Consider the following 26,916-nt stretch of genomic DNA (forward strand, 5'->3'; position numbering starts at 1 on the left):
GGTACTGAGTCAAGATGGCATCCGATCCGAGTTTCGATCCGCAACGTGCCGACCTGGTGGTCGGCGTGCTCGGCGCAGGCGCAATGGGCCGCGGCATCGCCCAGGTCGCCGCTGCCGGTGGCATGCATGTATTGCTGCACGACGCCAAGCCCGGTGCCGCCGCCGAGGCGCGCGAGTTCATCGGCAAGATGTTCCAGCGTGCTGCGGAGAAAGGGCAGTTGTCCGAGGCCGATTCGGCTGCAGCCATCGGCCGCGTCGAGGTGATCGACGGCATGGCCGGCTATGCACGCTGCCACCTGGTGGTCGAGGCCATCGTCGAGAACCTCGCGGTCAAGCAGCAGGTGTTCGCCGAGCTCGAACAGATCGTGTCGCCCGAATGCATCCTGGCCACCAACACGTCGTCGCTGTCGGTGACCACCATTTCCGCGAAGCTCAAGACGGCGCACCGTTTCGCCGGCTTCCACTTCTTCAATCCCGTGCCGCTGATGAAGCTGGTCGAGGTGATCGATGGCGTGCAGAGCGCGCCCTGGGTCGGCGATGCGCTGATGTCGATCGGCAAGCGCATGACGCGCGAGCCGGTGCGCTGCGTCGACGTGCCGGGCTTCATCGTCAACCAGGTCGGCCGCGGCTTCACCATCGAGTCGGCGCACATGCTGCAGGAGAGCCTCGCGGGCATCCTCGATATCGACCGCGTGATGCGCGACGTCGGCGGCTTCCGCATGGGCCCGTTCGAGCTGATGGAGCTGACCGGGCTCGATGTCACGCACCCGGCGTCGGAGGCGATCTACCAGCAGTTCTACGACGAGCCGCGCTACCGGCCGGTGATGCTGATGCGCGCTCGCTACGAGGCTGGCGTGCTCGGCCGCAAGACGAAGCGTGGCTTCTATGAGTACGATGCCGAGATGAAGCCGTTGGTGGCACCCGAGTCGCCGGCCCCGGATGCGAGCCCGGCGAGCGTCTGGGTGAGCCGCGCCGAGCCCCATGGCCATGAAGCGCTTGCCGCGCTGCTGTCGAAGCTGGGTGCCAGCGTCGAGCGTGGCGATGCACCGAGCGCTGGCGCGCTGATCCTGGTCACGCCGTACGGTACCGATGCAACCCATTGCGCGGTCGAGCAGGGGCTGGACCCGAAGCGCACCGTGGCGGTGGACACACTGTTCCCGCTGGTGAAGCGGCGCACGATCATGGGTACGCCGCTGACCGACCCGGCGATGCTCGCCGCGGCGCACGGCCTGCTCGCCTCGGATGGCACGCCGGTCACCGTGCTGCGCGACAGCCCCGGCTTCATCGCCCAGCGCGTGGTCGCGATGATCTGCAACATCGGCTGCTCGATCGCGCAGATGAAGACCGCGTCGCCCGCTGACATCGACAAGGCGGTCACGCTCGGCCTCAATTACCCGCACGGGCCGCTCAAGTTCGGCGATGTCGTCGGCGTCGAGCGCATCCATGCGGTGCTGTCCAACATGTACCGGATCTACGGCGATCCGCGCTACCGTCCCAACGTCTGGATGACCCGGCGGGCGAAGCTCGGCGTGTCGCTGCTCACCCCCGAATAAGGAGATCACCATGCTCGACGCATATCTGTACGACGGACTGCGTTCCCCCATCGGCCGCCACGCCGGTGCGCTGGCCGGCGTACGCCCGGACGACCTGCTCGCAGGCGTGATGAAGGAACTGATGGCACGCAGCGGCTTCAAACCCGAACAGCTCGAGGACCTCATCATCGGCTGCGCGAACCAGGGCGGCGAAGATTCGCGCTGCGTCGCACGCCACGCGGGACTGCTCGCCGGCCTGCCGATCGAGGTCGGCGGCACTGTGCTCCAGCGCAACTGCGCGAGCGGACTGAACGCCGTCGCCTACGCGGCCCAGGTGGTCACCGCGGGCGAGGGCGACCTGTTCATCGCCGGTGGCGTCGAGAGCATGAGCCGTGCGCCGTTCGTGATGGCCAAGGCCGAGTCGGCCTACAGCCGCGAGATGCGCATCTTCGATTCGACGATCGGCCCGCGCTTCCCTAACCCGAAGGTCGAGAAGCAGTTCGGCGACGATTCGATGCCGCAGACCGCCGACAACCTGGCGCACGATTACGACGTACCGCGCGCCGCCGCCGACATCTTCGCACTTGCCTCGCAGCGCAAGTACGCGGCTGCCAAGGCCGACGGTTTCTTCGCTGGCGAGATCGCGCCGGTCACCATCCCCCAGCGCAAGGGCGACCCGAAGGTGGTGAGCGAGGACGAGCATCCGCGTGCCGACACCACCATCGAGGCGCTGCAGAAGTTGAAGCCGCTGAACGAAGGCGGCGTCACCACCGCCGGCAACGCCTCTGGCGTGAACGACGGCGCAGCTGCGCTGCTGATCGGCAGCCGCGCCATCGGCGAGAAGGCCGGCGTGAAGCCGATCGCCCGCATCCTGGCGACTGCCGCTGCCGGCGTGCCGCCGCGCATCATGGGCTTCGGCCCTGTGCCCTCGTCGCAGAAGGCGCTCGCCCGCGCCGGCTTGTCGCTGAAGGACATGGACGTCATCGAGATCAACGAAGCCTTCGCAGCACAGGTGCTCGCCTGCCTGAAGGGCCTCGGTACCTCGTTCGAGGATTCGCGGGTGAACATGAATGGCGGCGCGATCGCCGTCGGCCATCCGCTTGGTGCGTCCGGTGCCCGGATCGCATTGACTGCAGCACGCCAGCTGCAGCGTACCGGTGGCCGCTATGCGCTGGTCAGCCTGTGCATCGGTGTCGGCCAGGGCATGGCGCTAGTGATGGAACGCGTCGACGGCTGAGCGGCGGGGCGGGGACGGAGGGCCGGGCGGTCATGACCACCCAGTTCCAGGGTGAGTTCGCCTGGGACGACCCGTTCCTGATCGACGACCAGTTGAGCGGCGAGGAACGCGCGATCCGCGATGCGACGCGTGCCTATGCCCAGGAGCGCCTGATGCCGCGCATCCTGCGCATGAATCGCGACGAGACCTTCGACCGCGACATCATGCGCGAGATGGGCGAGCTCGGACTGCTCGGGGCGACGCTGACCGGCCATGGCTGTGCCGGCATCAGCTACGTGGCCTACGGGCTGGCGATGCGCGAGCTCGAACGAGTCGACACCGCCTTCCGGTCCGCCTGCGGCACGCAGGGCACGCTGTCGATGTTCCCGATCCATGCCTACGGATCGGACGCGCAGCGCGCGAAGTACCTGCCGCGCATGGTGACCGGCGAATGGCTCGGCTGCTTCGGCCTGACCGAGCCGGACCATGGTTCCGACCCTGGCAGCATGAAGACGCGCGCGGTGAAGGTCGATGGCGGCTGGCTCCTCGCCGGCAGCAAGATCTGGATCACCCATGCGCCGATCGCCGACCTGATGATCGTCTGGGCGAAGGTGCACGGCAGTGCCGGAAGTGACGGAAGCCCGCGCGATGGCACGATCCGCGGCTTCATCCTCGAGCGCGGGATGAAGGGGCTCTCCACCCGGAAGATCGAAGGCAAGTTCTCGGTGCGCGCCAGCCCGACCGGCGAGATCGTGATGGACCAGGTGTTCGTGCCCGACGAACAGCTGCTGCCCGGGGCGACCGGCCTGAAGGGGCCGTTCGGCTGCCTCAACAACGCGCGCTTCGGCATCGCCTGGGGCGCGCTGGGTGCGGCCGAGTTCTGCTGGCATGCGGCGCGCCGCTACACGATGGAACGTATCCAGTTCGGACGGCCGCTGGCCGCGAACCAGCTGGTGCAGAAGAAGCTCGCCGACATGCAGTGCGAAATCGCGATCGGGTTGCAGGCGGTGCTGCGTGTGTCGCGCCTGCGCGACGAAGGCCGTGCCGCGCCGGAGATGGTGTCGATCATCAAGCGCAATTCCACCGGCAAGGCCCTCGAGATCGCACGCATGGCGCGCGACATGCATGGCGGCAACGGCATCAGCGACGAGTACCACGTGATCCGCCACCTGCTGAACCTCGAGACGGTCAACACGCTGGAAGGCACCAGCGACATCCATGCGCTGGTGCTGGGCCGTGCGATGACGGGGCTGCAGGCGTTCAACTAGCGGCGACCAGGCCGTCCCGGTCCGGTCGGCGATCGTGGCAGGCGCCGGGCGATCCTGTTGTCCGTGCGGTGGCGACCCGCTAAGCTCCCGGACGATGAACCGTCTGTCCACCCCATGCCTCGGCGCGCAGCCAGGGCGCCGGCGTGCCGATCAGTGCCGGCTCGACCGGTCGAAGGTCTGGCCATGACGCTGGTCTTCTACAGCCAGGTCGATAACGCCGATGACTGGCGAGAGGCCTTGCGCGCCGCCGATCCTGCGCTGGCGTTCCGTACCTGGCCCGACTGCGGGCCGCTCGAAGCTGTCGAGGCGGTGCTTGCATGGAAGGCCCCACCCGGCTTCTACCGGCAGTTTCCGAACCTCAGGCTGATCATCACCCTGGGCGCCGGTGTGGACAACATCGTCGGTGACGCGACGCTGCCGCCGGGTATTCCGATCACCCGGATCTCCGACCCCGAGATGGGCAGGATGATGGGCCAGTTCCTGCTGACCTGCGTGCTGCGCCACTTCCGCGAGTTCGGTACCTTCGAGCGCGCGCGTGCCGAGCGCCGCTGGGCCTACGTGCATCCGCGCGAGACGCGCGAGTGCACCGTCGGCATGATGGGGCTGGGACAACTCGGTTCGGTCGCGGCCGCCGAGTTCGTCCGGCAGGGCTTCCGCGTGCTCGGCTGGTCGCGCTCGCCCAAGGTCATGCCCGGCGTGGAGACCTTCGCCGGCATGGCGGCGTTGCCGGCCTTCCTCGCGCAGAGCGAAATCTGCGTGATGCTGCTGCCGCTGACGCCCGAAACAGAGCATCTGATGACGGCCGAGCGGTTCGCGCAACTGCCGCGCGGTGCGAAGTTCGTCAACGCCGGACGTGGCCGCACGGTCGATGAACAGGCGCTGGTGCAGGCGCTTCGCTCCGGGCACCTGGCCGAGGCGACGCTCGACGTATTCCAGGAAGAGCCGCTGCCGCCGGCGCATCCGCTGTGGGACCTGTCGCAGGTGCTGATCACGCCGCATCTTGCATCGATCGCGATCCCGCGCACGGCGGCCACGCAGATCGTCGATAACCTGCGCCGCATCGCGCGCGGTGATGCCCCGCTCAATGCGGTGGATCCAGCGCGCGGCTACTGAGGGTCGCGGCCGGCACAGCATGAACTTCAGTGGAACCGGCAAGGGCCGGTTCCACGTGCGGCGGTCAGGCGCCCGGGTTCATGTAGCCGTACGCGAGGTTGGTACGCCCATCGCCCTGCTCGTCGTAGATGCGCTTCGCACGGGCGACGATGTCGTTCTCCAGCCCGGCACGCATGCCCTGCGTGAACCGGTACAGGCGTGCCGAGTTCTCCGCGAAGATCGCATTCTTCACCGGGCCGTCGGGCGCGCCGAGCGGCTTGAAGCCGTACTTCGTCTGCATCTCTTCCGGGATCTCGAGCCGGCGCAGCGCCTCGATCTGCCACTGTGGCGCGCCGGTCCACACGGCGTCGGTGCCCCAGACGATACGGTCGGCACCCAGACCCTTCACCAGTTGCCCCAGCATTGCGGCACACAGTCGCGGCTCGGCGACCGTGCTCTGCGCGAAGATCTGCCCGAGGTCGCCGTAGACGTTGTTCACCCCGTACTTCGACGGGATCTCGGCGAGATCGGTCACCCAGTCGATGCGGCCGGTCTTCTCGAACTGTTCCCAGCCGGTGTTCTGCGCGCCGCCGGTGAAGCGGAAGCCGGAGTGGTAGATCACGAAGTTGAGCTGCGGCCAGTCTTTCGCGGCCTTGCCGACGTCGCGCACATCCGCGTACTTGACCAGGTCGGGGAACTGTTTGGTGGTCGACGGCGGGAACAGGCCCTTGTGCACGCAGACGTTGGCCAGGCTCGGGTTGGTCTTGCTCGCCTTGACCAGCCTCTCGTAGAACGGATACATCAGCTTCTCGTCGTCGAGGTGCCAGGGGTGGCGTGCGAGGTGCTTGTTGGTGTTGTCGCCAACCGTGTAGCCCTTGAACGAATCCGGCTTCAGCACTTCGAGGTCGCGGTCGACCTTTTCGAGCCAGCCCGGCATGCCCGGCATGAAGATCGCGTGCGAGAACATGCGCCTCGTGCCGCTCTGCTTGTTCACGTTTGCACGCGCGTCGGCCTTCATCTCGTTGGTGAGGAACCAGTCGCGCGGGTCCTCGGAACCCGAGCCGGAGATCAACGCGACCTTGGTGTCGCTGTCGAGGTAGATCTCCTTGAAGTAATTCGCGAACTTCAGGTCTTCCAGGCTCTGCGGCTTGCCTGCGAGCGCCGGGTTCCAGCCGGCCTTGCCGACTGCCTCGCGCGAGCGCACGAAACCTTCCAGTCGCGTGTCGTCGCGCAGGAAGTGCGTGTGCATGTCCATGATGAACTGACCCTTCAGTGCCGCCGAGCGGGCATTGGCCATCTCGGGCGTGGCCGCTTCGGCGCGGCTCACCATGTACAGCGGCCCGAAGGTCTCGTTCATCGCCACGAACGCCGCGGCCATCCCGGCCGAGGTCTTGAAGAACGCGCGCCTGCTCAGTCCCTGATGCTCGGCGAGCTCCGATCCGATCGCCTTCACGCGGGCCTCGAACTCGCGCTGGCGCTCGGTCTGCGGTGCCGGCATGAACTCGTCGGAGGACACGGACTGCACGGGTATCGGCGAGGCGAACAGCGAGGATTCGGCTGGTGCCAGTCGTGCCAGGTCTTCGTCGGTCATCATGCTCATGCTGTTTTCTCCCCCCAGAGAATGGTCGCGGTTCGAGGTCGAACGCGGTCGCGCGGCGCGCAAGCCTGCAATCTACTGCGATTCGAAGGTCGCGGGTAGGGGGTCCCACCGCGTCGGAATGAAGAAAGGGCGACCGAAGTCGCCCTTGCCCATGCCTCTACTTCCTGGAACGTGATGGGCTCAGAGAGCCCGCAGGAAATCGCTCACGCGCAGCAGCACGAACTCGTTGTCCTCGTGCTTGCCGGGCTCGCGGCCGGCACCCACGGTCAGGTTGTTGTCGTTGCCGACGATGATGTGGTCCGCATCGACGATGTCGACGTTCTCGATACACCAGAACGGCATCGTGAACCGGCCGGCGATCGTGCCCTGCCTTGCGCGCTTGTCCGGATCGGCGATGTTCAGCAGGTCGATATAGCCGATCTTGCGTACGATGCCATCGGGTGCAGTGCCGCCAAGGTCGATCTTGTAGACCCGCTTGAACTGGGCCGGTGCGTTGTAGCAGTCGGCGCGTGCCGGGCCGTTGCAGGCCAGTTCAGTGATGCCTTCCCGGTTGTCCCGCTCGATGATCAGCGCGGTAGTGCCGTCGATCATGTTGAAGTCGCCGATGTTGTGGCCGTTGACTTCGAGCTGGTATCGCCAGGAGCGACCGGTGTAGGCCGCCTTCTGCACGTCGAATTCGAGGATGCGCAGCGCCTCGCGGCCGTCGGCCATCTCCCAGCCCTTGGTGGCCTCGTTCCAGATCGGGCCTTCCAGCAGCGGGTAGAGGAAACGTCCATCTGGCGAGGCTGCCATGCCCTCGAAGCCGCGCGAGCGGCGTACGACGGTGTTGAACTGGCCGGGCACGTTCGGCGTGGTCACGGCGAAGTGGTCGGGCGAGCGCACGACACGGCCGTCGATCACCGTCTCGAACATCCCGGTTACCTTGCCGTTGCGGTCGGTGCGGATCAGGTACGGGCCGAGCTCGTCTCCGAACCAGAAGTTGTCGCCGATGATCTGGATCGACTCGATGTCGAGATCGGCCCCGGTCAGGTAGCGGGTCTTGCTCGCCGAGTTGACGATATTGAACGGCAGGACGCCGTCCGGGTCGTGCAGGAAGACCGTGCGCAGGATGACGATCTGGTGGGTCTTCCAGTCGAAGCGTACGTGGTAGAACATCAACATCGCGTCGGGTGAGTTGGCGCGCGTGCCGAAGCCATTGTCGCCGGTGACCCAGGCGGTGCCGTCCTTCATCCACTTGATGCCGGAGAAGCCCTGGATCGGCTGGCCCTTGAACGGCGTGTCTACGCCGGTGAAGCGGGGTGCCTTGGGATCGGACAGGAACGAGATGCCCGGAATCGAGCCGATCTGGTCGCGTCGGCGGGTGTCGGGATGGGTGTAGCGCCCGGATACTGCCATCGAGGCCGGGGCGTCGGCCGGTGGCTTGGTGAACGACGCGGCCGGCAGGATGGCCTGCCCGACCAGTGTTGCAGGGAAGGCCTGTGCTGCGGCGGCATCCGGGGCGACGATCATCGCCGACACCCCGAGGGTGCATGCAATGGCCATCGGACGGACGAGCGACACCAGACTGTAGCTCATGGACTGTCTCCGGTTCAGGGGATTCGACATCTGCCCGGCGAGCGCTCGCGCCGGACGGTAAGGGGAAGGGCGACGCCTCGCGCGGCCGGTCGCAAATCGGTCAGGCCGCACGGTGTACAGGCGGAGGCCAGAAAGTAGGCGATGGCCCGGGCGGTCGCTATCGGAATTCGGCAACCGCCACCGACATCCGCAGCATCGAATTCCGGCAACAAACGAGTACTACGATTACGTCGCTCACCATCGTTCGCGCCGTTGTGCCCGCCTTGCCGAACGTTTCCGCTCGCTCCCCGACCGTTCCTCTGGAGGCACCGATGTCCCAGCACGTGCAATGCGTGAAAGCGCCCGTCGCCGCTTTCCATTGCGCAGACGCACAGGAACAGGCCGCCGTCCTGCCCGGATGGAACCAGGCCTACTGGCAACTGTCGCGCGGGGCTTTCGAAGGGACCGTCCGTGCAGTCACATTCGACGCCATCTATGTGTTCATCGAATCGGCGAACCGCGCGCTGCTGCAGCGGGGGCACCTCGCACATGGCTCGCTGGCCGTGGCGGTACCGTTGCGGCTCGACGGCGCTGCGCGGTTCTGCGGCAGCGCCTGCACGCTCGACCAGGCCTACCTGTATTCGGGCCGCGACGGCTTCGAGTTCTGTTCGCCCGCCGACCATCAGGTGGCCGGTGTCGCGTTTTCGCCGGAGTTCATGTCCGCGCCAGGCGCGATCCCTTCCCGCGCCGACCTGCTCGAGCGCCTGGGCGACCGCGCCCATGTACGTGCCGCCCACCCGCATGCACTGGAGTCGATGCGCCGTCTGGTGTGCGGCGTGGTCGAGGCTTTCTCGTCCACGCCGGAGCTCGTGGAGAACCGCCATGCATGTGCTGCGCTGAAAGACGCGATCGTCGCGGAGGTGTGCGACCTGCTCGAGGGCGCCGGTCCGCCAGCCGCCATGCCGATGCAGTTGCGTGCCCGCTGGTCCCTCGTTGCCCGCGCGCGTGAACTGATCGATGCAGCGCCCCACGAGCCGATGAACGTCGCCCGCCTGTGCGCCGCGCTCGAGGTCAGCCGGCGCACGCTGCAGTATTGCTTCCAGGACGTCCTCGGACTGAGCCCGATCGCATACCTGCGCGCACTGCGCTTCAACGGTGCACGCCGGGCGCTGCTGGGCGGCTCTGCCGTCACCGATGCAGCGCTCGACTGGGGCTTCTGGCACCTCGGCCAGTTCGCCGCCGACTACCGGCAGATGTTCGGCGAGTTGCCGTCGACCACGGCGCAGCGCCTGCGCGGAGGCAGCGTACGCTGAGCCGTCAGATCTCGACCTGCGTGCCCAGCTCGATCACGCGGTTCGGCGGCAGCCGGAAGTAGGCTGCAGCACTGCCGGCATTGCGGGCCATGGTCGCGAACAGACGCTCCCGCCAGAGCGCCATGCCGGCCCTGACTGTCGGCACCACGGTCTCGCGCGACAGGAAGAAAGAAGTCGCCATCATCTCGAACGGATGGCCCACGGCGGGCAGGCGCGCCATGGCGGCCGGCACGTCCGGGATGTCCCGGAAGCCGAAGTGGATCAGCACGCGGTAGAAGCCGTTGCCCAGCGGTTCGACGGCGATGCGCTGGTCGTGGGCGACATAGGGCACGTCGGCGATGACCACCGTGAGCAGGAACACCCGCTCGCGCAGCACCAGTGCGATGAGCGCCATGATGCCGCCCTCGCCGCGGTTGTCGGCGTGCATGATGAACATCACGTACTTCACCGACACCACCAGCATCAGCGACCAGAGCACCAGCGACACCGCGCCCAGCACATGGTCGTGTGTCGCGGTGACCGCGTAGGCCTCCGAGAACACTTCCTTCATCGCATACAGCGGGCTGGTACCGATGTCGCCGAAGACGACGCCCAGCGCGGCAAGGGCCAGCGCCTGGACACGCGGGTCGTGTCCGCGCACCGGCGGGCGCATCGCCTGGCGCGTTCGCACCCGTACCCGTACCCGTACCCGCTTCCGGGCCAGGCTGCTGCGCCCCCTGTACCGGTGCGCTCAACCGGCTTCCGCGAAGTAGCGCTCGACCCGCTCCACCTCTTCCGTGGAACCGAGCACGACGCCGATGCGCTGGTGCAGCCTGGCGGGCTGCACGTCCATGATGCGCTGGGTGCCGGTGCTGGCTGCGCCGCCCGCCTGCTCGACGATGAAGGCCATCGGGTTGGCTTCGTACAGCAACCGCAGGCGGCCTTCCTTGTGCCGTGTGTCGGCGGGATACATGAAGATGCCGCCGCGGGTCAGGATGCGATAGACATCGGCCACCATCGACGCGACCCAGCGCATGTTGAAATCCTTGTCGCGCGGCCCGTCCTTGCCGGCGACGCACTCGTCGATGTAGCGCTTGATCGGTGCCGGCCAGTTTCGCGCGTTCGACATGTTGATCGCGAATTCCTTGGTGGACACCGGGATCTCGATGCGTGGCTGGGTGAGTACCCAGGTGCCTACCTCGCGGTCGAGGGTGAAGCCGACCGTGCCGTGGCCGACCGTGAGCACCATCACGGTCGACGGGCCGTACACGGCGAAGCCGGCGGCGACCTGCTTCGCGCCGGGCTGCAGGAAGCTGGACTCGTCCGGGTCGGTCACATCGGGCGGGCACTCGAGGATGGAGAAGATGGTACCGATCGAGACGTTGACGTCGATGTTGGACGAGCCGTCGAGCGGATCGAACAGCAGCAGGTAGCGGCCCTTGGGGTACTCGTTCGGGATCTGGTACGGTTCTTCCATCTCCTCGGAGGCCATGGCGGCCAGGCTGCCGCCCCATGAATTGGCCTCGACCAGCACCTCGTTGGAGATGACGTCGAGCTTCTTCTGAGCCTCGCCCTGCACGTTGTCGGTGCCGGCGGCACCGAGCACATCGGCCAGTTCACCCTTGCCCACCGCATGGCTGATCGCCTTGCACGCGCGGGCGATCACTTCCAGCAGAAGCCGCAGCTCTGCAGGGACCGTCCTGCGCTTGCGTTCCTGTTCGACGAGGTACTGGGTGAAGGTGACACGCCGCATGGCTGCTCCGCATTCCGTATCGAGGTCTGCGGATTATCCCGCTTCGGCCGGACGGCCGCACGAAACGTGTTCGCCGCCGCTGGTGCCAGCCTTCGTCCTCAGCCGGACAGGCCGCGGATGCCGTCCCACAGCAGCTTGAGCGAGGTCAGGACCAGCAGCACGTAGCAGAGCGAATAGAGCTGTCGCTGGTCGAGCCGCTGGTGCAGGCGCCAGCCGACCCACACGCCCGCGGGCACCACGCTGGTGCAGGCCGCGATCAGGATCCAGAGCTTCGCGTCCGGCTGGCCTAGCAGCAGCCAGGGACCGGCCTTCACCGCGTTGGCGACGGTGAAGTACATGCTGGTCGTGCCGGCGTACACCGACTTGGACAGGCCGATCGAAAGCAGGTACACGGCCACCGGGGGGCCTCCGCTGTGTGCCACCATCGTGGTGATGCCCGAGGTGCCACCGGCCAGCAGCGCCCGCCACTTCGAGCGTGGTCGCACGACGATGCGGCTGCCCCCGGCGAACCACTGTGCCGCGAAGCCGAGCGTGACCAGCGCGACCACGACGGCCACCCAGTACGGGTTCATCAGGCTCATGAACCACCAGCCGACCCCGATACCCACGACCATCGGCGGCACCAGCCAGGCGAGGTCCCGGCGCGACCAGGTGGCCGGCTTCCAGTAGCGGAAGGCGACCACGTCCATCACGATGAACAGCGGCGCCATCAACGCGCCAGCCGAGATCGGGTCGAGCACCAGCGACATCAGGGGGATGCCCAGTGCCGCCAGGCCGCCGCCGAACGCGCCCTTCATGAACGCGATCGCGAAGATCGCGACCAGGCATACAGCCAGCGTCGCCGGCTCCGGCATCATGCCCGCCCCGGTCTCGACCCCGGCAGGCGCAGGACGTGCATCAGCGTTTCGCGTTACGCAGCGCGGTCAGGGTGGTGCGCGGGGTGATCGCCTCGGGGTCGGTACGGATCTCGATCAGCGACGGGCCGTCGTGCGCGAGGCAGCGCTCGAGTGCCGCCGCGAACTCGTCGGTGCGTGTGACGAGTTCGGCATGTGCGCCGTAGGCACGGCCGAGCGCGACGAAGTCGGGGTTCTTCAGTTCGGTGCCGGAGACCCGCGCCGGGTACTCGCGTTCCTGGTGCATCCGGATGGTGCCGAACATGCCGTTGTTGACCACGCAGAACACGACCTTCGCACCGAACTGTGCCGCGGTGGCCATCTCCTGGCCGTTCATCATGAAGCAGCCGTCGCCGTTCCAGGACACTACCACCCGGCCGGGATGGACCAGTGCGGCGGCCACGGCGGAGGGTACGCCGTAGCCCATCGCGCCGCTGGTGGGTGCAAGCTGCGTGCGGTAGCTGCGATAGTCGAAGAAGCGATGCAGCCAGGCCGCATAGTTGCCGGCACCGTTGGTCACGATCGCATCGTCGGGCAGGCGCTGCCGGAGCTGGCGCAGCACGATCGACAGGTTCACGTCCCCCGGCGGCGCTACCGGTTCCAGCGTTTTCAGGTAATCGGCGTGGGCGCTGGCCGTCCAGTCGCTCCACCCGGCCACCACTTCGTCCGGTACCGGCGGCAGTGCGCGCAGAGCGGCGGCCATCTCCGGCATGCCGGCATTGATCAGCTGGTCGCCCTGATAAACGCGTCCGAGTTCCTCGGCGCCGGCATGCACGTGCACCAGGGCGGGCTTCATCCGGGGCACATCGAGCAGCGTGTAGCCCTGGGTCGCCATCTCGCCCAGTCGGGGTCCGACCACCAGCAGCAGGTCGGCGCTGCGGATGCGCTCGGCGAGCACCGGATTGATGCCGACACCGACATCGCCCGCATAGTTCGGCGACCGGTTGTCCATCAGGTCCTGGCAGCGGAACGAGCAGCCGACCGGCAGGCGGTTGGCCTGGGCGAACGCCGCGATGTCCTCGACGGCCTGGGTGGTCCAGCCGCTGCCCCCGATCATCAGGAACGGGCGCTTCGCCGCTGCGAGCCGTGCATGCAGCGTCTGCAGATCTGCCGCCGCCGGGCTGGCCTGCACGCGCCGATAGGGCGATGCATCGGCCACGCAGGCCGTCTCGGTCAGCATGTCTTCGGGCAGTGCGAGTACGACCGGGCCCGGTCGGCCCGACGTGGCGACGTGGAAGGCACGGCTGACATACTCGGGCAGGCGCGCGGCCGAATCGACCTGCGCGGTCCATTTGCTCATGAAAGGCCCGTAGAAGCGGCGGTAGTCGATTTCCTGGAACGACTCGCGGTCGATGTAGTCGCGCGCCACCTGTCCGATGAACAGGATCATCGGCGTCGAATCCTGGAAGGCAGTGTGCACGCCGATCGATGCGTTGGTCGCCCCCGGGCCGCGCGTGACCATGCAGATGCCCGGCCGGCCGGTCAGCTTGCCATAGGCGTCGGCCATGTTCGCCGCACCGCCTTCCTGTCGGCAGATCACGAAACGCATTGCCTCGCGGTGGTCGTGCATCGCGTCGAGCAGGGCGAGATAGCTCTCGCCGGGGACGCCGAACGCGAGGTCGACCCCATGGATGCGCAACTGGTCGGCGAGGATCTGGCCGCCGGTACGCGGCGGGTGGTTCGTGGAGGTCATGGCAATCCGTCGGGTGAGGCTTCGGGCGGTAGTGTATCGCCGGAAGCGCCCGGCTATCCTGCAGACGGCGCAGGCTTCGGGGACAGATCGACCAGCGTGCCGGCGGCACGCACGATGTCGCCTTCGGGCGTGGGCTTCGCCAGCAGGTAACCCTGCACGAGATCGCAGCCGAGCGCACGCACGCGGTCGAGCTGCTCGCGCGTCTCGACTCCCTCGGCGACCGTGCGGATGCCCAGCGCGCCCGCCATGGCCACGATCGTCCGGAAGATCACCGTGTCGACCTCGTTCGTCGGCACGTTCGCGACGAAGGCGCGGTCGATCTTCAGCTTGTCGATCGGCAGCTGGCGCAGCCAGGCCAGGCTCGAATGTCCGGTACCGAAATCGTCGACGGCGATGCGCACGCCCAGCGTACGGATCTGCCGCAGCACGTCGATGGCTGCATTCATGTCATGCATGATCGAGCTCTCGGTCAATTCCAGTTCGAGCAGCGACGGGTCTACCCCGGTCGCGCGCAGGGTGTCCTCGATCATCGCGGCAAGCCCCTGCTGGCGCAGCTGTATCGGCGACAGGTTGATCGCGATCGGTATCGCGGGCAGGCCCGCGCGGCTGCGTGCGGCGGCGAACGTACACGCGGCCTCCAGTACCCAGCGCCCGAGGTGGCTGATGAGGCCGCGCTCTTCCGCCACGCCGATGAAGTCGCCCGGCATCAGGAACTCGCCGCTCGAACGGCGCCAGCGGATCAGCGCTTCCATGCCGGCGACGCTGCCGTCGGCCAGCGCGTAGACCGGCTGGTACCAGAGTTCGAATTCCCCGTCGCGCAGGCCCCGTCGTATGCCGTGCTCGATCGCCAGTGAGCGGGCTGCGCGGGCATTGAGCTCGCTGGTGAAGAAGCGGTAGCAGCTGCGGCCCTGTTCTTTCGCGTGGTACATCGCCGTATCGGCGTTCTGCACGAGCAGGTGCGGCGTCACGCCATCCTCCGGGTAGAAGGCGATGCCGAGGCTTGCGTTGACGGTCAGCGAATGACCCAGGATATCGAAGGCTTCTTCCAGCACTGCCAGCAGCTTGCCCGCGACCAGTGCCGCTCCCTCCGGTCCGTCGACCTGCGGCAGGACCAGCAGGAACTCGTCGCCACCGAGGCGGCCGACGGAGTCGGAGTCGCGCAGCACCGCGCGGATGCGTTTCGCGACCTCCACCAGCAGGCGGTCGCCGGCCGGGTGCCCGAGGGAATCGTTGACGGTCTTGAAATGGTCGAGGTCCACGAAAATCACGGCAACGCGGCTGCGGTCGCGTTCCGCCGTGGTCAGTGCCATCTGCAGGCGGTCTTCGATCAGCATGCGGTTGGGAAGGCCGGTCAGCGAATCGAAATTCTTCAGTTCGTGGATCCGGCGCGCCTGCAGCCGCATCTCGGTGATGTCGGTCGATACGCCCAGCACCACCGGTTCGCCATCGGCACCGGCCAGCGGCAGGCGGGTGCTGCTGAACCAGCGCTCGCTGCCGTCGGCAACGCGTTGGCATTCTTCGCGCGTGACCGGCTGCTTCAGCCGCAGGACCTCTGCGTCGTGGCGCGCGATGTCTGCATCGAGGCGCGCGCCGGGTCGCACCTCGGAGAGGCGGTAGCCTTCGAGTGCCTCGACCGTGCAGCCCAGTGCCTCTGCGGCCGCGCGGTTGGCGAGCAGGAAGCGCCCGTGTGCATCCTTCACGGTGATCAGCGTCGGGTCGGTGTCGATCACCGTGCGCATGAACGCACGTTCACGCCGCAGGTCGTCCTGTGCGCGGATGCGGTCGGATACGTCGACCGACGCGGTAAGGATCCGCGTCTCCCCGGCCTGGCGCAGTGGCACCTTGACGGTATGCAGGTCTACATCGCCAACCCCATCGACCCGTACCCTGCGTTCATAGGTGACCGGAAGCCCGTTGCGCAGCACATCGGCGTCCATGCGCATCAGCAGGTCGGCCTCGGCGGGGACGCGCACCCGTTCTTCGTAGCCGGTACCGACCGTCGATCCGCCATCCTTCGCGAAAAGCGCGTCGAACCGGTGGTTGGCGAGCAGTACACGGCCGTGCGCATCGCGCACCGAGATTGCGATCGGCATCGTATCGAGCACGGTCCGGATGAAGCGGCGCTCGTCGTCGAGCGCCTGCGTCGCGGCGATTTCAGCAGAGATGTCGCGCACGATCACCGAGACCGAACTGGTACCGCCGTCGCGCGCGCGTACCGCGCGCATCGAGACGACCCAGCGGGCCCGGCCCTCGGCGAAACCCGGCCATTCGGCATTGCGTACCGGATGGCCGGCAGCGGCCTGGTCGATCATCTGCCCGAGCAGGCCACCGAGGGGCGCCGGGAACAGGCCTTCCAGTGGTCGCAGCACGGCCAGCCATGGCTGCAGGTCGAACAGCCGCACGCAGCCGCTGTTCCAGCTTTCGACCACATGCGTGCGCGAGACGCTGAAGATCGCGTCCTCGGATGCTTCGACAATCGCCGCCACCCGCTCGCGCTCCAGCCTGGACCGTCTGTCCTCGGTCACGTCGCGCAGCACGAACAGCGCGCCGATGACCTCGCCGCGATCGTTGCGCAGGCTGGCCGCGCGCTGTTCCACGCTGACCGTGCGCCCGTCGCGCCGCATCCAGCTCCGTTCTCCTGGCCGCGTATCGAACTCGCCATGCGACTCGAGGTATGCCCAGAACTGACGCTGCTGCTCCACCCCTGTGGCGTCAAGCCTCCTGGAGATTGCCGACTCGCCGCCCTCGATCCAGTGGCGGGCAGGGAATCCCAGCAGCGACACCATCGCGCGGTTCACGAACGTGATGTTGCCCTCCCGGTCCACGATGCTGACGGCGTCCGGCATGGTGTCGACGAGCGTGCGGTAGCGCGTCTCGCTCAGCATCAGCGCCGTCCGTGCGGAAACGACCTCGTTTACGTTGATGTAGACGGTGATCAGGTGGTCCGGCGTGCCGCCCGAGCCGGGCAGGCGCGAGATGCTGCCGAGGACCCAGCAGCGGCTGCCGTTGGAGCAGAGCAGCGCCTTCATCGCGGTGTACTCGGTCACCGAGCCGGAGGCGAGGGGTGCCAGGCGACGGCGGATCGTGTCCAGTTCCTCCGGGGGGGTCAGGTCCTCGATCGTCATCGTCAGCAGCTGCGCTTCGGAATAGCCCACGAGCCGGCAGAACGATGCGTTCACCCGGGTCAACCGGCCCGAGGCCAGGTCCCGCTCGGCGACCGCTATCGATGCGGATTCGCAGGCGCGCGCGAGGTTTTCGCCGTCGATCCCGGTCGAGCTTGCAGGCGAGGCTGCCGCGAGGATGGATACCAGGCTGGCCGGCCCGGTGCGGACGGGCCGCAGCGACAGCGAAACGCCAGTGCGCGGCTTGCCCTCTCCGCCGCCCGGGGCGACATCGAAGCCCAGGGCCACAGGGAAGGTGACGGTGGCATCCGAGCCCTCGGCGAAGGCCGCTGCGGCGCGGTACAACTGAGCGTGGTCCTGCAGAGGCAGCAGGTCGAAGAGCGTGCAGCCAGTCGGGTCTTCGGGCGGAAGGTCGACGATCTCGCGCAGCCGGCTGTTGGCGCGCAGGATGCGCAGGGTTACCGGATCCAGTTCCATCAGCGCGGCGGGAGCGAGCGCGTAGAGTGCGTCCAGCCGGGCGGTGGAGGCGTCCGCGGCCAGGGCGGACCGTCCGGCTGGCCTCTCGCCTGCCTCGCGCCTGGCACCGCGATCGATGTGTACTACCCGATCCTGTCCGCTGTTCTTCGGCATCCGAGCTTCCTCGACTTTCGCCCGAGGGTACGCTGCCGCGACCTGAACCGGTGCATTCAGGCACTCCGCAGCGTGTCAGCGGGTATCCGTGGCCATCAGAAAATGGTGAGGCTGCTGCCGGCGGCGGCCCGCCCGCCGGCGCCGCTGCCGGTCGCCGCGTCGTGGTTCGCGTGCTGCTCGCTCATTGCATAGCCGGCACGCATCGACTCCACCCAGCGCACCGGATCGATCGGGCGGCTGGCACCCGGCGCGATCGCGCCGGTCAGTTCATCGAGGTCCCGTGTCACTTTGGTGAGCATCTGGTTCGTGCGGTCCTGGAACTGGAAGCCCACCAGCAGCTCCGAGATACGCTTGCCGATTTCGGTGCGGTCGCCACGCAGTTGCGACGAACTCTGGGTGAGACTGCCGACCGCCTGCGACAGCCTGCCCAGCACCGACTCGATCGATGCACGCGTCTCGGTCACCGACTGCCGGTCGGCCTCGGCGTTCTGCCGCGCGGATTCGAGCAGCGCGATCATCCGGGCGCTGACGGTGTCCAGCTTCGCGGTGATCCGCTTGCCAGTCTCGCCGGACTGTGTGGACAGTTTCCGCACCTGGTCGGCGACCACGGCGAAGCCGCGCCCTTGCTCGCCGGCGCGTGCCGCCTCGATCGCCGCGTTCAGTGCCAGCAGGTTCGTCTGACTGGCGATGTCGGCAACATCGGCCGCGAGCGACTTCAGTTCGCTCGAGAAGGCCGCGAGCGTGGCGACCTCGCCGACCAGCGCATCGCGCGAGTCGACGAACGCCTCGAGTGTTCCGACGACCGGGCGCAGGGTGCCCTCGGAGTCGTGGATCGCCGCGGTCGCCTCGCCCTCGTCATCGCCCGCGCCCCTGGCGTTCAGCCGCTCGACCAGCGCCAGCAGGCTGCCGGTCAGCGACTCGGTCGCCTCCCGGGTCTGGTCGCGTGCGGTGGTGACGTGGCGGGCCAGGATCGGCGCAGCCGCGCAGGCGGCATCGATCGCCTTGCCCTGTTCTTCCAGCAGCCGAGCGGTCGCCAGCGCCGCCTCGGCCTCGGCGCCGCGGGCGAGCGCGAGACGGGCGGCATCGGGGTGTTCCAGCCAGTAAAGGGCAGCCAGGATGCCGGCGGCACAGCCGAGCGCCGCCCCGCCGGCGGCCGCGAGCGCCGGCCAGGCGCCCCAGGCAGCCGCGGCTGATGCCGCTCCGGCGCTGCAGGTACCCACTGCAATTGCCATGCGCGCGGCAATCGACGATTGGGTCGAAGGCAGGGACTCAGCCATCGAACAGTTCCTCGAACAGGTTTTCGGGTGGCGCCTGCATGGCGCGGAACTCCGGCGGCCGGCGGTGTCGGCCCGACCCTGGATGACTTGGCTCGCCTTGTAGCGACAATCCGGGTAACGGCGCTGGCGGCGATTCCTTTAGGCCGACCGCAGGCGATCGCCGGCCTGGGCGAACGCAGCCGGACGACCTGGCCGGGGGATTGCCCGGCAACCGCTCCTGGCGGTCAGTCGTCGGCGCGGTTCAGCCGTTCTTCGGCCGCAATGTATTCGTTGGCGACATCGCGCAGCTTGCGGCGTCCGCTGCGCGCCTCGCTGCGCAGGTAGTTGAATGCCGCATTGCGAGAAAGGCGCTGTCGCTCCATCATGATGCCCACTGCGACGCTGATTTCCTGTTGCCCTTCGAGCGCGCCGCGCAACCGCTCCTGTTCGTCCTCGATCTGGGCGACATCGCGGGCGCGCACCATCGCGGATTCGATGGCCGGGACGATGTGGCGGATCAGTGCGGGCTTCACGAGGTAGCCATAGGCGCCCTGGGTGGCCGCTTCGCGCACCAGTTCGAGGTCGTCGTAGGCGGACAGGAAGACGATCGCCAGAGGGGCGCGGTCGAGCAGGGCCTCGGCCAGTTCGAGCCCGCTCATGCCCGGCATCCGCATGTCGACCAGCGCGGCGTCAGGCATCGCTTCGTGCGTGAGTTCGAGTGCTTCCTCGGCGGAGGCGGCTGCCCATACGGCGTAACCCGCGCGCTGCAGACCGTCGCGCATGGTGGTAAGTATCAGCGGATCGTCATCGACGATCATCACCGTCTTCGGCGCAAGATCGTCTGCCGCGTCGGTCTCGGTGGGCGCTGTCATGGGGGCTGACTGTAGCTCGCTGGTCGAATCGGGCTGTCTTCCACGTCATTCTACCTTCTCAAAGTGGAATACGCGTTTCTTCCGGATGAGACATCGTGCCCTTCGGCTCGGGTGCCGCAGACAGGACGGGCGGCTCGAGCAGCAGCGACACCTCCACCTTGCCCTCCACCGCGCAGATGGACAGTTTCGCTCCGCGGCCCGGGAGCATCGCGCGCACCAGTTGCAGCCCCGTGCGCGCGCCCGTGCCGGCATCGAAGTCGAACCCGGGCGGGAGGGTGCCGTCGTTGCGGATGCGCAGCGTACAGCCCTGCGGGACGAGTTCGCACTCGGCGGCCACCGGAGGCATCCCGGGGCGTGATCCCCCGTGCTTGATGGCGTTCATCAGCAGTTCGTTCACCACCAGGGCGATGGCCACGCAATGCTGCTCGGCGATCCGCCAGCAGCCCATGCCGTCGGGGAAGCGGGTCTGCACGCCGTTGACCGCGATGCCGGAGAGGCCGTCGGTCACCGCCTGCGCGATCTCGTCGAGCGCCAGGTCGCTGCGGCCGGACCGGGCGAGCAGGCCGTAGACGGTGCCGATCGAGTGCAACTGGCCGCCGATGGCATCCAGCGCTTCGCCCAGGGCCGGATAGTCGTTCCGGTAGCGCTCGATCAGGCCGGTCATCCCCTGAAGATGGTTCTTGATCCGGTGGTGTATCTCGCGCACCAGCGAGTCGCGGTCGAGCCCTGTATCGGTCGACGGTTGCGTCCCGGTGCGGGAGGGCGCGCCGGCCGGACCCGTGGGCGAAGGCCGCTGGAGCGGATGCACCGCGATGCCGGAGAGCGCCTCGATCACGCCGACCAGTCCGTTGCCGCGCGCGCGCGCGCGAAACGCGGTCAGCCTGAGCCCCGCCTGCGGTCGTGCCGGATCGAGGCCATGCAGGTCGAGTTCGAAGCGGTCGGTCTTGCCGTCGAGGATGCGTTCCATCTGTCGCATCAGTCGCGGACACTCCTGCGGCGGTGCGGCGGCAAGCCAGGCGCCGAGCGGTACCTTGCATGCGCTGTCGCCGAAACCCATCAGGCGTGCCGCAGTACGCGACAGGGACAGGCCGTCTTCCGCGTTCTCCATCGACCACCAGCCCAGGCCGGCGGCGTCGAGTTCCCCGGCCACGGAGGTCGCTGACGGTTCCACCGCCGACGCGGGTCGGCGGGCGGTCGGCCACCGCCTCGACACCATGCCTGACCATTCCGGCGCGCCAGCGCCATTTCGCTGCCGGCCGATCAGCAGGTCGACGTGGTGGCCGTACCCGCCAGCGGCCTGCATCGCGAGGTTCTCCACGCGCAGCGTGCCGTCCGCCTCCGACGACCTGAGCAAGCGCACTGCCAGGAGTACGGCATGCCGGTCATCGATCGCACATCGTCGAAGGAATGTCCGCCAGGATGCGGGTGCCGTGCCGAACGGGTTGCTCCCGCCCATCGTGACGACACGTTCCGTCGAAGGGTCGATCCGCCAGAGCCAGCAATCCAGCACACGGAATACGTCAGGAGTGGTCATCGTAGCCGCAAGGGTTTCGCCACCGTTACAATCCGACGCAGCCGGGAACAGGCTGAAGCCCACCAGACCACAAGGCGGGAGCATAACGCCCCGGAGGAGAAACCGCATGACGCGCAATCGTAACGCCGGACTCGCAGCGGCCTCTCTGGCCTTCTTCGCCCTGTCTGCGCCATCGAGCACACCGGCGCAGGCGCAGGCCCGCGACGCGGCGGCCGACTTTCCCAATCGAGCGGTCCGTTTCATCGTCGGCTTTCCGCCAGCCGGTACCACCGACATTCTCGCCCGGGTGGTCGCCCAGCACCTCGGCGACCGCTGGGGCCAGACCTTCGTGATCGACAACCGGCCCGGTGCCGGGGGCAATATCGGCGCCGAACTGGCGGCGCGTGCCAACCCGGACGGCTACACGATGATGATGACCACCGCCGGTGTCTCGGGCATCAACCCGACGCTGTACCGCAAGCTGTCCTGGAGCCCGAAGAATTTCGAGGCGGTCGTCGCGGTCGGCCAGACGCCGAACGCCTTCGTGGTCAACGCCAGCGCGCCGCAGAAGACCCTGAAGGAGTTCATTGCCGCGGCCCGGGCCAATCCGGGCAAGCTGGTGTTCGGCGCGCCCGGCATCGGCACCACCGGGCACCTGTCGGGCGAACTGTTCAAGACCATGGCCGGCGTCGATCTCACCTTCGCCGCGTTCAAGGGCAGTGCGATGGTGGTGTCCGACCTGATGACATCCAGCGGCATCACGATCGCGATCGACAACCTGCCGCCCTACGTGCCGCTGATCAAGTCCGGCAAGCTGCGCGCGCTGGCCATGGGTACGCCGAAGCGCACCAGCATCCTGCCCGACGTGCCGACGGTCGAAGAGGCCGGCCTGCCGGGCTACCTCGCCTATGCGTGGTTCGGCCTGGTCACCCCGCGCGGCACCCCGAAGGCGGTGATCGACAAGGTCAACGCCGAGACCAACAAGCTGCTGGCGCTGCCGGCCACCCAGGCGCGCCTGGCCGATCTGGCCATCGAGGCGATGGGTGGGACCCCGACCGACTTCAACAGGCTGATCGATTCCGAGCTCAAGCGCTGGGGCGAAGTAGTTCGCAAGTCCGGCGCCAACCCCGACTGACCGACCATGATCCAGGACGCCGAAACCCTCGGGCTGCTGCTCGACTCGATCCGCCGCTTCGTGCGCGAGCGGCTGATCCCGGCCGAGGTCGAGGTGACCGAGGCAGACGCGATGCCCGAGGCCATCGTGCACGAGATGCGCGAGATGGGCCTGTTCGGCTATGCGCTGCCGAGGGAGTACGGCGGCCTGGGCCTGACCACTGAAGAACAGATGCACGTGTCGTTCGAGCTCTGCTACGCGTCGCCGGTGTTCCGTTCGTATGTCGGCACCAACAACGGCATCGGCGGCATGGGCATCGTGATCGACGGCACGCCAGCGCAGAAAGAGCGCTATCTGCGGCGCCTTGCGGCCGGCGAGATCATCGGCAGCTTCGCGCTGACCGAGCCCGACAACGGCTCGGATGCCGGCGGGCTGAAGACCTTCGCGCGGCGCGATGGCGACCACTACGTGATCAACGGCACCAAGCGCTACATCACCAATGCACCCGAGGCTTCGATCTTCACGCTGATGGCGCGCACCGATGCGTCGCAGAAGGGCGCGGCCGGGGTGAGCGCCTTCATCGTCGAGCGTGACACGCCGGGTCTCACGACCGCGCCGCCCGACCGCAAGATGGGCCAGCGCGGCTCGCATACCTCCGACGTGATCCTGCAGGACGTGCGCGTGCCGGCCAGTGCGTTGATCGGTGGCGTCGAAGGGCAGGGCTTCAAGACCGCGATGAAGGTGCTCGACCGCGCGCGGCTCAACATCGCCGCGGTGTGCGTGGGCATCGCGCAGCGCATGCTCGACGAGACGCTCGCCTATGCGATGCAGCGCGAACAGTTCGGCCAGCCGATCGCCGGCTTCCAGCTGGTGCAGGCGATGCTCGCCGACTCGAAGACCGAGATCTACGCCGCGCGCTGCATGACGCTCGATGCCGCCCGGCGCGCCGACGACGGCGCGAACATCGCGACCGAAGCGTCCTGTGCGAAGCTGTTCGCCTCCGAGATGTGCTCGCGCGTGGCCGACCGCTGCGTGCAGGTGCATGGCGGCGCGGGCTACATGCAGGAGTACCCGATCGAACGGCTGTACCGCGACGTGCGCCTGTTCCGCATCTTCGAGGGCACCAGCCAGATCCAGCAGCTGGTGATCGCGAAGAACATGATCCGCGACGCGCGCGGCTGAGCGCCGGCTCCGCCTTCCTTCCTGCCTGCGTGCATGCCGCTCGCCGCCGCTTTTCCCTTGTCCTGACCCACACTGGAGCATCCTGATGCACGTGAAGCCGTTCGCAAGCCTGGCCACGCTGGCCGCCCTCCTGCCGCTGGCCGCGCTGACGGCCGCCGCCCAGCAGTACCCGGCCAAGCCGATCCGCATCATCGTACCGTTCGGCGCCGGCGGTTCCGCCGACACCATGGCGCGGCTGGTCGGCCAGCGCTTCACCGAGACCTGGGGCCAGGGCACGACGGTGGAGAACCGCACCGGGGCGGCCGGGATGATCGGCGCCGAGGCCGTCGCGCGCTCCCAGCCCGACGGCTATACGCTGATGGTCACCTCGGGCGCGTTCTCGTCCACGCCAGCGCTCAACCCCAAGGTGCCGGTGGACATCTTCAAGGACTTCACCCCGGTGGTGAACATCTCGAACACGGCCACCATCATCAACGTGCATCCGTCGCTGCCGGTGAAGAGCATCAAGGAACTGGTTGCCTTCGCGAAGAAGCGGCCCGACCAGATCAGCTACGCCACCGCCGGCGTGGGCAGCACCGGCCACCTGGCGACCGAGCTGTTCCTTTCGATGACCGGCACGAAGATGGTCCATGTGCCGTACAAGGCCAACCCGATCGCGGTGATCGACGTGATCTCCGGCAACGTGCCGCTGATGTTCGACCTGGTACTCACCGGCGCGCCGCATGTGCGCTCGGGCAAGCTGCGCGCGCTCGCGGTCACTGCGGCCCAGCGCCTGCCGCTGCTGCCCGACGTGCCGACGGTCACCGAGGCCGGGCTGCCGGCCTTCGATGCGAACGTCTGGCTGGGCATGATGGGCCCGGCCAACCTGCCGCGCGACATCGTCATGCGGTTGAACACCGAGGTGAACCGCATCGTCAAGCTGCCCGAGACCGTCAAGCGCTTCAACGAACTGGGCGTCGAGCCGGCCGGTGGCACGCCCGAGGCGTTCGCGACCCTGCACCGCAACGACTTCCTGAAGTGGCAGAAGGTGGTCAAGGACGCGAAGATCACGCTCGAGCAGTGAACGCGACATGCGCACGCGAGGCAATGAGCCGCGGGCTGCGTCCGGTGGTTGCACGATGACACCAGCCGCGCGCCGCGCGGTCGGCGGTGCACTGGCCGTGCTGCTCGCGGCGAGCGCGCCTGCCGTCGCGCAGAAGGCCTGGCCCGAGCGTCCGGTGCGGCTGCTGGTCGCCTTCGGTGCCGGCGGCTCTTCCGACACCGTCGCGCGCACCGTCGCGCAGAAGCTGGCCGAGGGCATCGGCCAGCCGGTGCTGGTCGAGAACCGCTCCGGCGCCACCGGCACCATCGCGGCCGACGTGGTCGCACGCGCGGCCGGCGATGGCCATACGCTGCTGTTCACCTCGGCGCTGTCGACCGCCGCGGCGCTGTACCCGACGCTGCCGTTCGACTGGCAGCGCGACCTGAGCGCGATCGTGCAGACCACCGCCGGACCGCAGGTGCTGTACGTGCACCCGTCGCTGCCGGTGAAGACGGTGAAAGACCTCGTCGCGTTCGCGCTGAAGCGGCCGGGCGAACTCGGTTACGCCAGCTCCGGCATCGGCTCGGTCGCGCACCTGTCGGGCGCAAGCCTGGGCATCGCGAGCGGACTGCAGCTGATCCACGTACCCTACAAGTCGAACGGGCTGGGCACGATCGACGTGATCGCCGGCCATGTGCCGATCATGTTCGACCAGCTGTCGACCGCCGTGCCGCATGTGAAGGCAGGCAAGGTGCGTGCGCTGGCCGTGACTTCGGGCAAGCGGGTGGCCTCGCTGTCCGAGGTGCCCACGATGATCGAGAGCGGCTACAAGGATTTCGAGACCACCGTCTGGCATGGCCTGATGGGGCCGGGCAGCCTGCAGAAAGACGTGCTGGCCCGGATCAACACCGAGGTGAACCGGGTGCTGAAGCTCGCGGACGTGCGCGACCGGCTCAACGGCCTCGGCCTGGAAGTGATCGGCGGCACGCCAGAGGCGTTCGCCGCCGAGATGAAGCGGGACTTTGCCTGGGCGTCACGCACGATCAAGGCGGCCGGCATCAAAGCGGAGTGATGGAGCAAGGTGAATCACATGAAACAGCGAAACGGATCGAACGCAGCACCTGAACGCAGCACCGCCCCGGGCCTCGCCCTGGCTGCCCTGGCAGCTACCGCACTGATGGCGGCTGCCGGCAGCGCGCAGGCCCAGCCGGCCTGGCCCTCGAAGCCGGTGCGGATGATCGTGAACTTCGGTGCCGGCGGCTCGGCCGACACCATGGCCCGGCTGGTTGCCCCCAGCATGCAGGAGGCCTTCGGCCAGCCGATCGTCATCGAGATCCGCGCCGGCGCGACCGGCTCGATCGGTGCCGACTTCGTCGCGCGCCAGCCGCCGGACGGCTACACCCTGCTGCTGACCTCGGGCGCGTTCTCGATGGCCCCGGCGCTCACCACCAAGCTGCCCTACGACATCTTCCGCGACTTCACGCCGGTGATCGGCACCTCGAACGCACCGCAGGTGCTGGTGGTGCATCCGTCGGTGCCAGTGAAGACGGTGAAGGAACTGGTGGCCTTCGCCAAGGCCCGGCCCGGCCAGCTCGGCTGGGCCACTGCCGGCATCGGTTCCACCGGGCACCTGGCTGGCGAGTACTTCTCGTCGCTGGTCGGCATCAAGCTGAACCACGTGCCGTACAAGTCGAACCCGGCGGCCGGCATGGACGTGATCGGCGGCCATGTGCCGATCATGTTCGACCAGCTGTCGACCGCCGCGCAGCACATCAAGGCCGGCAAGGTGCGTGCGCTGGCGATCACCTCGCCCAAGCGCCATCCGCTGCTGCCCGACGTGCCGAACATGGTCGAGGTCGGCTTCCCGGCGTTCGAGACCAGCATCTGGCTGGGCATCCTCGGGCCGGCGAACCTGCCGCGGCCGATCGTCGACCGCATCAACACGGTAGTCAACGGCTATCTGGCGCAGCCGGCCACGCGCGAGCGCTTCGCCCAGCTCGGCCTGGAGATCTACGGCGGCACGCCGGAGACACTGGGCGCGCGGATGAAGGCGGATCTGGCCGGGGCGCAGAAGACGGTGAAGGCGGCGGGGATCAAGCCCGAGTAGCGGTTTCGCATCGGAAGGGCTGGTTCCCGGGGGCGACCCGCGCAGCCACCCCTTCCATCATCACCCCGTCGCCGCTTCCTGCGGTGCGAGTCCGATGGGGTCGACTAGATTAGATAGATCGCATTCAGCCTGACCTGCTCGGCGATTTTCGGACCGATTGAAACGTGAAAGAATGGCTCCGAGGATAGCGAGGAGCCGATGAGAAA

Annotated in this window: 20 protein-coding genes; 10 read left to right on the plus strand and 10 right to left on the minus strand. The window is 67.8% G+C overall.

Translation table 11 applies throughout. The annotated features are described in order from the left end of the window. Positions 1 to 14: 14 nt before the first annotated feature. The 4 genes from ING98_17605 (at position 15) to ING98_17620 (ending at position 5,129) form a co-directional block, all read left to right on the plus strand. The gene (locus ING98_17605) at positions 15 to 1,553 is read left to right on the plus strand and encodes a 3-hydroxyacyl-CoA dehydrogenase (GenBank protein ID MCA3103687.1); all 1,539 of its coding nucleotides are present in this window, start codon (positions 15 to 17) and stop codon (positions 1,551 to 1,553) included. A gap of 10 nt (positions 1,554 to 1,563) precedes the next feature. Continuing rightward, entirely contained in the window at positions 1,564 to 2,769 is a 1,206-nt protein-coding gene (locus tag ING98_17610) for a 3-oxoadipyl-CoA thiolase (GenBank protein ID MCA3103688.1), read from the plus strand. 32 nt (positions 2,770 to 2,801) lie between these two features. Then, positions 2,802 to 4,016, plus strand: coding sequence for an acyl-CoA dehydrogenase (locus tag ING98_17615; GenBank protein ID MCA3103689.1), 1,215 nt, complete (start codon positions 2,802 to 2,804; stop codon positions 4,014 to 4,016). Positions 4,017 to 4,199: 183 nt separating this feature from the next. After that, complete coding sequence (locus ING98_17620) at positions 4,200 to 5,129, plus strand: glyoxylate/hydroxypyruvate reductase A (GenBank protein ID MCA3103690.1); 930 nt, start codon at positions 4,200 to 4,202, stop codon at positions 5,127 to 5,129. A 64-nt stretch (positions 5,130 to 5,193) separates the two neighbouring features. Here ING98_17620 and ING98_17625 read toward each other — a convergent pair whose 3' ends face one another. Next, entirely contained in the window at positions 5,194 to 6,708 is a 1,515-nt protein-coding gene (locus ING98_17625) for an amidohydrolase family protein (GenBank protein ID MCA3103691.1), read from the minus strand. A gap of 180 nt (positions 6,709 to 6,888) precedes the next feature. Then, the gene (locus ING98_17630; protein MCA3103692.1) at positions 6,889 to 8,250 is read right to left on the minus strand and encodes an esterase-like activity of phytase family protein; all 1,362 of its coding nucleotides are present in this window, start codon (positions 8,248 to 8,250) and stop codon (positions 6,889 to 6,891) included. A gap of 344 nt (positions 8,251 to 8,594) precedes the next feature. Between ING98_17630 and ING98_17635 the strand changes: the two genes are divergently transcribed. Further along, the gene (locus ING98_17635; protein ID MCA3103693.1) at positions 8,595 to 9,575 is read left to right on the plus strand and encodes a helix-turn-helix domain-containing protein; all 981 of its coding nucleotides are present in this window, start codon (positions 8,595 to 8,597) and stop codon (positions 9,573 to 9,575) included. A 4-nt stretch (positions 9,576 to 9,579) separates the two neighbouring features. Here the strand turns inward: ING98_17635 and ING98_17640 are convergent, their stop codons facing one another. The 8 genes from ING98_17640 to ING98_17675 form a co-directional block, all read right to left on the minus strand. Continuing rightward, positions 9,580 to 10,227, minus strand: coding sequence for a KUP/HAK/KT family potassium transporter (locus tag ING98_17640; protein ID MCA3103694.1), 648 nt, complete (start codon positions 10,225 to 10,227; stop codon positions 9,580 to 9,582). A 78-nt stretch (positions 10,228 to 10,305) separates the two neighbouring features. Continuing rightward, positions 10,306 to 11,307, minus strand: coding sequence for a class 1 fructose-bisphosphatase (locus ING98_17645; GenBank protein MCA3103695.1), 1,002 nt, complete (start codon positions 11,305 to 11,307; stop codon positions 10,306 to 10,308). Positions 11,308 to 11,405: 98 nt separating this feature from the next. Further along, positions 11,406 to 12,164 carry a sulfite exporter TauE/SafE family protein gene (locus tag ING98_17650; protein MCA3103696.1) on the minus strand — a complete coding sequence of 253 codons (759 nt, stop codon included), beginning with the start codon at positions 12,162 to 12,164 and terminating at the stop codon, positions 11,406 to 11,408. A gap of 40 nt (positions 12,165 to 12,204) precedes the next feature. Beyond that, entirely contained in the window at positions 12,205 to 13,893 is a 1,689-nt protein-coding gene (locus ING98_17655; protein MCA3103697.1) for a thiamine pyrophosphate-binding protein, read from the minus strand. Between the two features lie 53 nt (positions 13,894 to 13,946). Then, positions 13,947 to 17,645, minus strand: a complete 3,699-nt coding sequence (locus tag ING98_17660; GenBank protein ID MCA3103698.1) for an EAL domain-containing protein — start codon at positions 17,643 to 17,645, stop codon at positions 13,947 to 13,949. A gap of 95 nt (positions 17,646 to 17,740) precedes the next feature. Then, positions 17,741 to 18,922 (minus strand): hypothetical protein, encoded by a 1,182-nt coding sequence (locus tag ING98_17665; GenBank protein MCA3103699.1) that lies wholly within the window; start codon positions 18,920 to 18,922, stop codon positions 17,741 to 17,743. Between the two features lie 224 nt (positions 18,923 to 19,146). After that, complete coding sequence (locus ING98_17670; protein MCA3103700.1) at positions 19,147 to 19,773, minus strand: response regulator; 627 nt, start codon at positions 19,771 to 19,773, stop codon at positions 19,147 to 19,149. Between the two features lie 58 nt (positions 19,774 to 19,831). After that, positions 19,832 to 21,127: a sensor histidine kinase gene (locus ING98_17675; GenBank protein ID MCA3103701.1), complete on the minus strand. Its 1,296-nt coding sequence runs from the start codon at positions 21,125 to 21,127 to the stop codon at positions 19,832 to 19,834. A 286-nt stretch (positions 21,128 to 21,413) separates the two neighbouring features. Between ING98_17675 and ING98_17680 the strand changes: the two genes are divergently transcribed. From ING98_17680 to ING98_17700, 5 genes are all read left to right on the plus strand, one after another. Continuing rightward, positions 21,414 to 22,421 carry a tripartite tricarboxylate transporter substrate binding protein gene (locus ING98_17680; protein MCA3103702.1) on the plus strand — a complete coding sequence of 336 codons (1,008 nt, stop codon included), beginning with the start codon at positions 21,414 to 21,416 and terminating at the stop codon, positions 22,419 to 22,421. A 6-nt stretch (positions 22,422 to 22,427) separates the two neighbouring features. Beyond that, positions 22,428 to 23,582, plus strand: coding sequence for an acyl-CoA dehydrogenase family protein (locus ING98_17685; protein ID MCA3103703.1), 1,155 nt, complete (start codon positions 22,428 to 22,430; stop codon positions 23,580 to 23,582). An 85-nt stretch (positions 23,583 to 23,667) separates the two neighbouring features. Further along, the gene (locus ING98_17690; GenBank protein ID MCA3103704.1) at positions 23,668 to 24,645 is read left to right on the plus strand and encodes a tripartite tricarboxylate transporter substrate binding protein; all 978 of its coding nucleotides are present in this window, start codon (positions 23,668 to 23,670) and stop codon (positions 24,643 to 24,645) included. A 55-nt stretch (positions 24,646 to 24,700) separates the two neighbouring features. After that, positions 24,701 to 25,675, plus strand: a complete 975-nt coding sequence (locus ING98_17695; protein ID MCA3103705.1) for a tripartite tricarboxylate transporter substrate binding protein — start codon at positions 24,701 to 24,703, stop codon at positions 25,673 to 25,675. Between the two features lie 18 nt (positions 25,676 to 25,693). Beyond that, entirely contained in the window at positions 25,694 to 26,710 is a 1,017-nt protein-coding gene (locus ING98_17700; protein MCA3103706.1) for a tripartite tricarboxylate transporter substrate binding protein, read from the plus strand. Positions 26,711 to 26,916: the final 206 nt, after the last annotated feature.

The organism is Rhodocyclaceae bacterium (assembly GCA_020248265.1).
GTDB lineage: Bacteria > Pseudomonadota > Gammaproteobacteria > Burkholderiales > CAIKXV01 > CAIKXV01.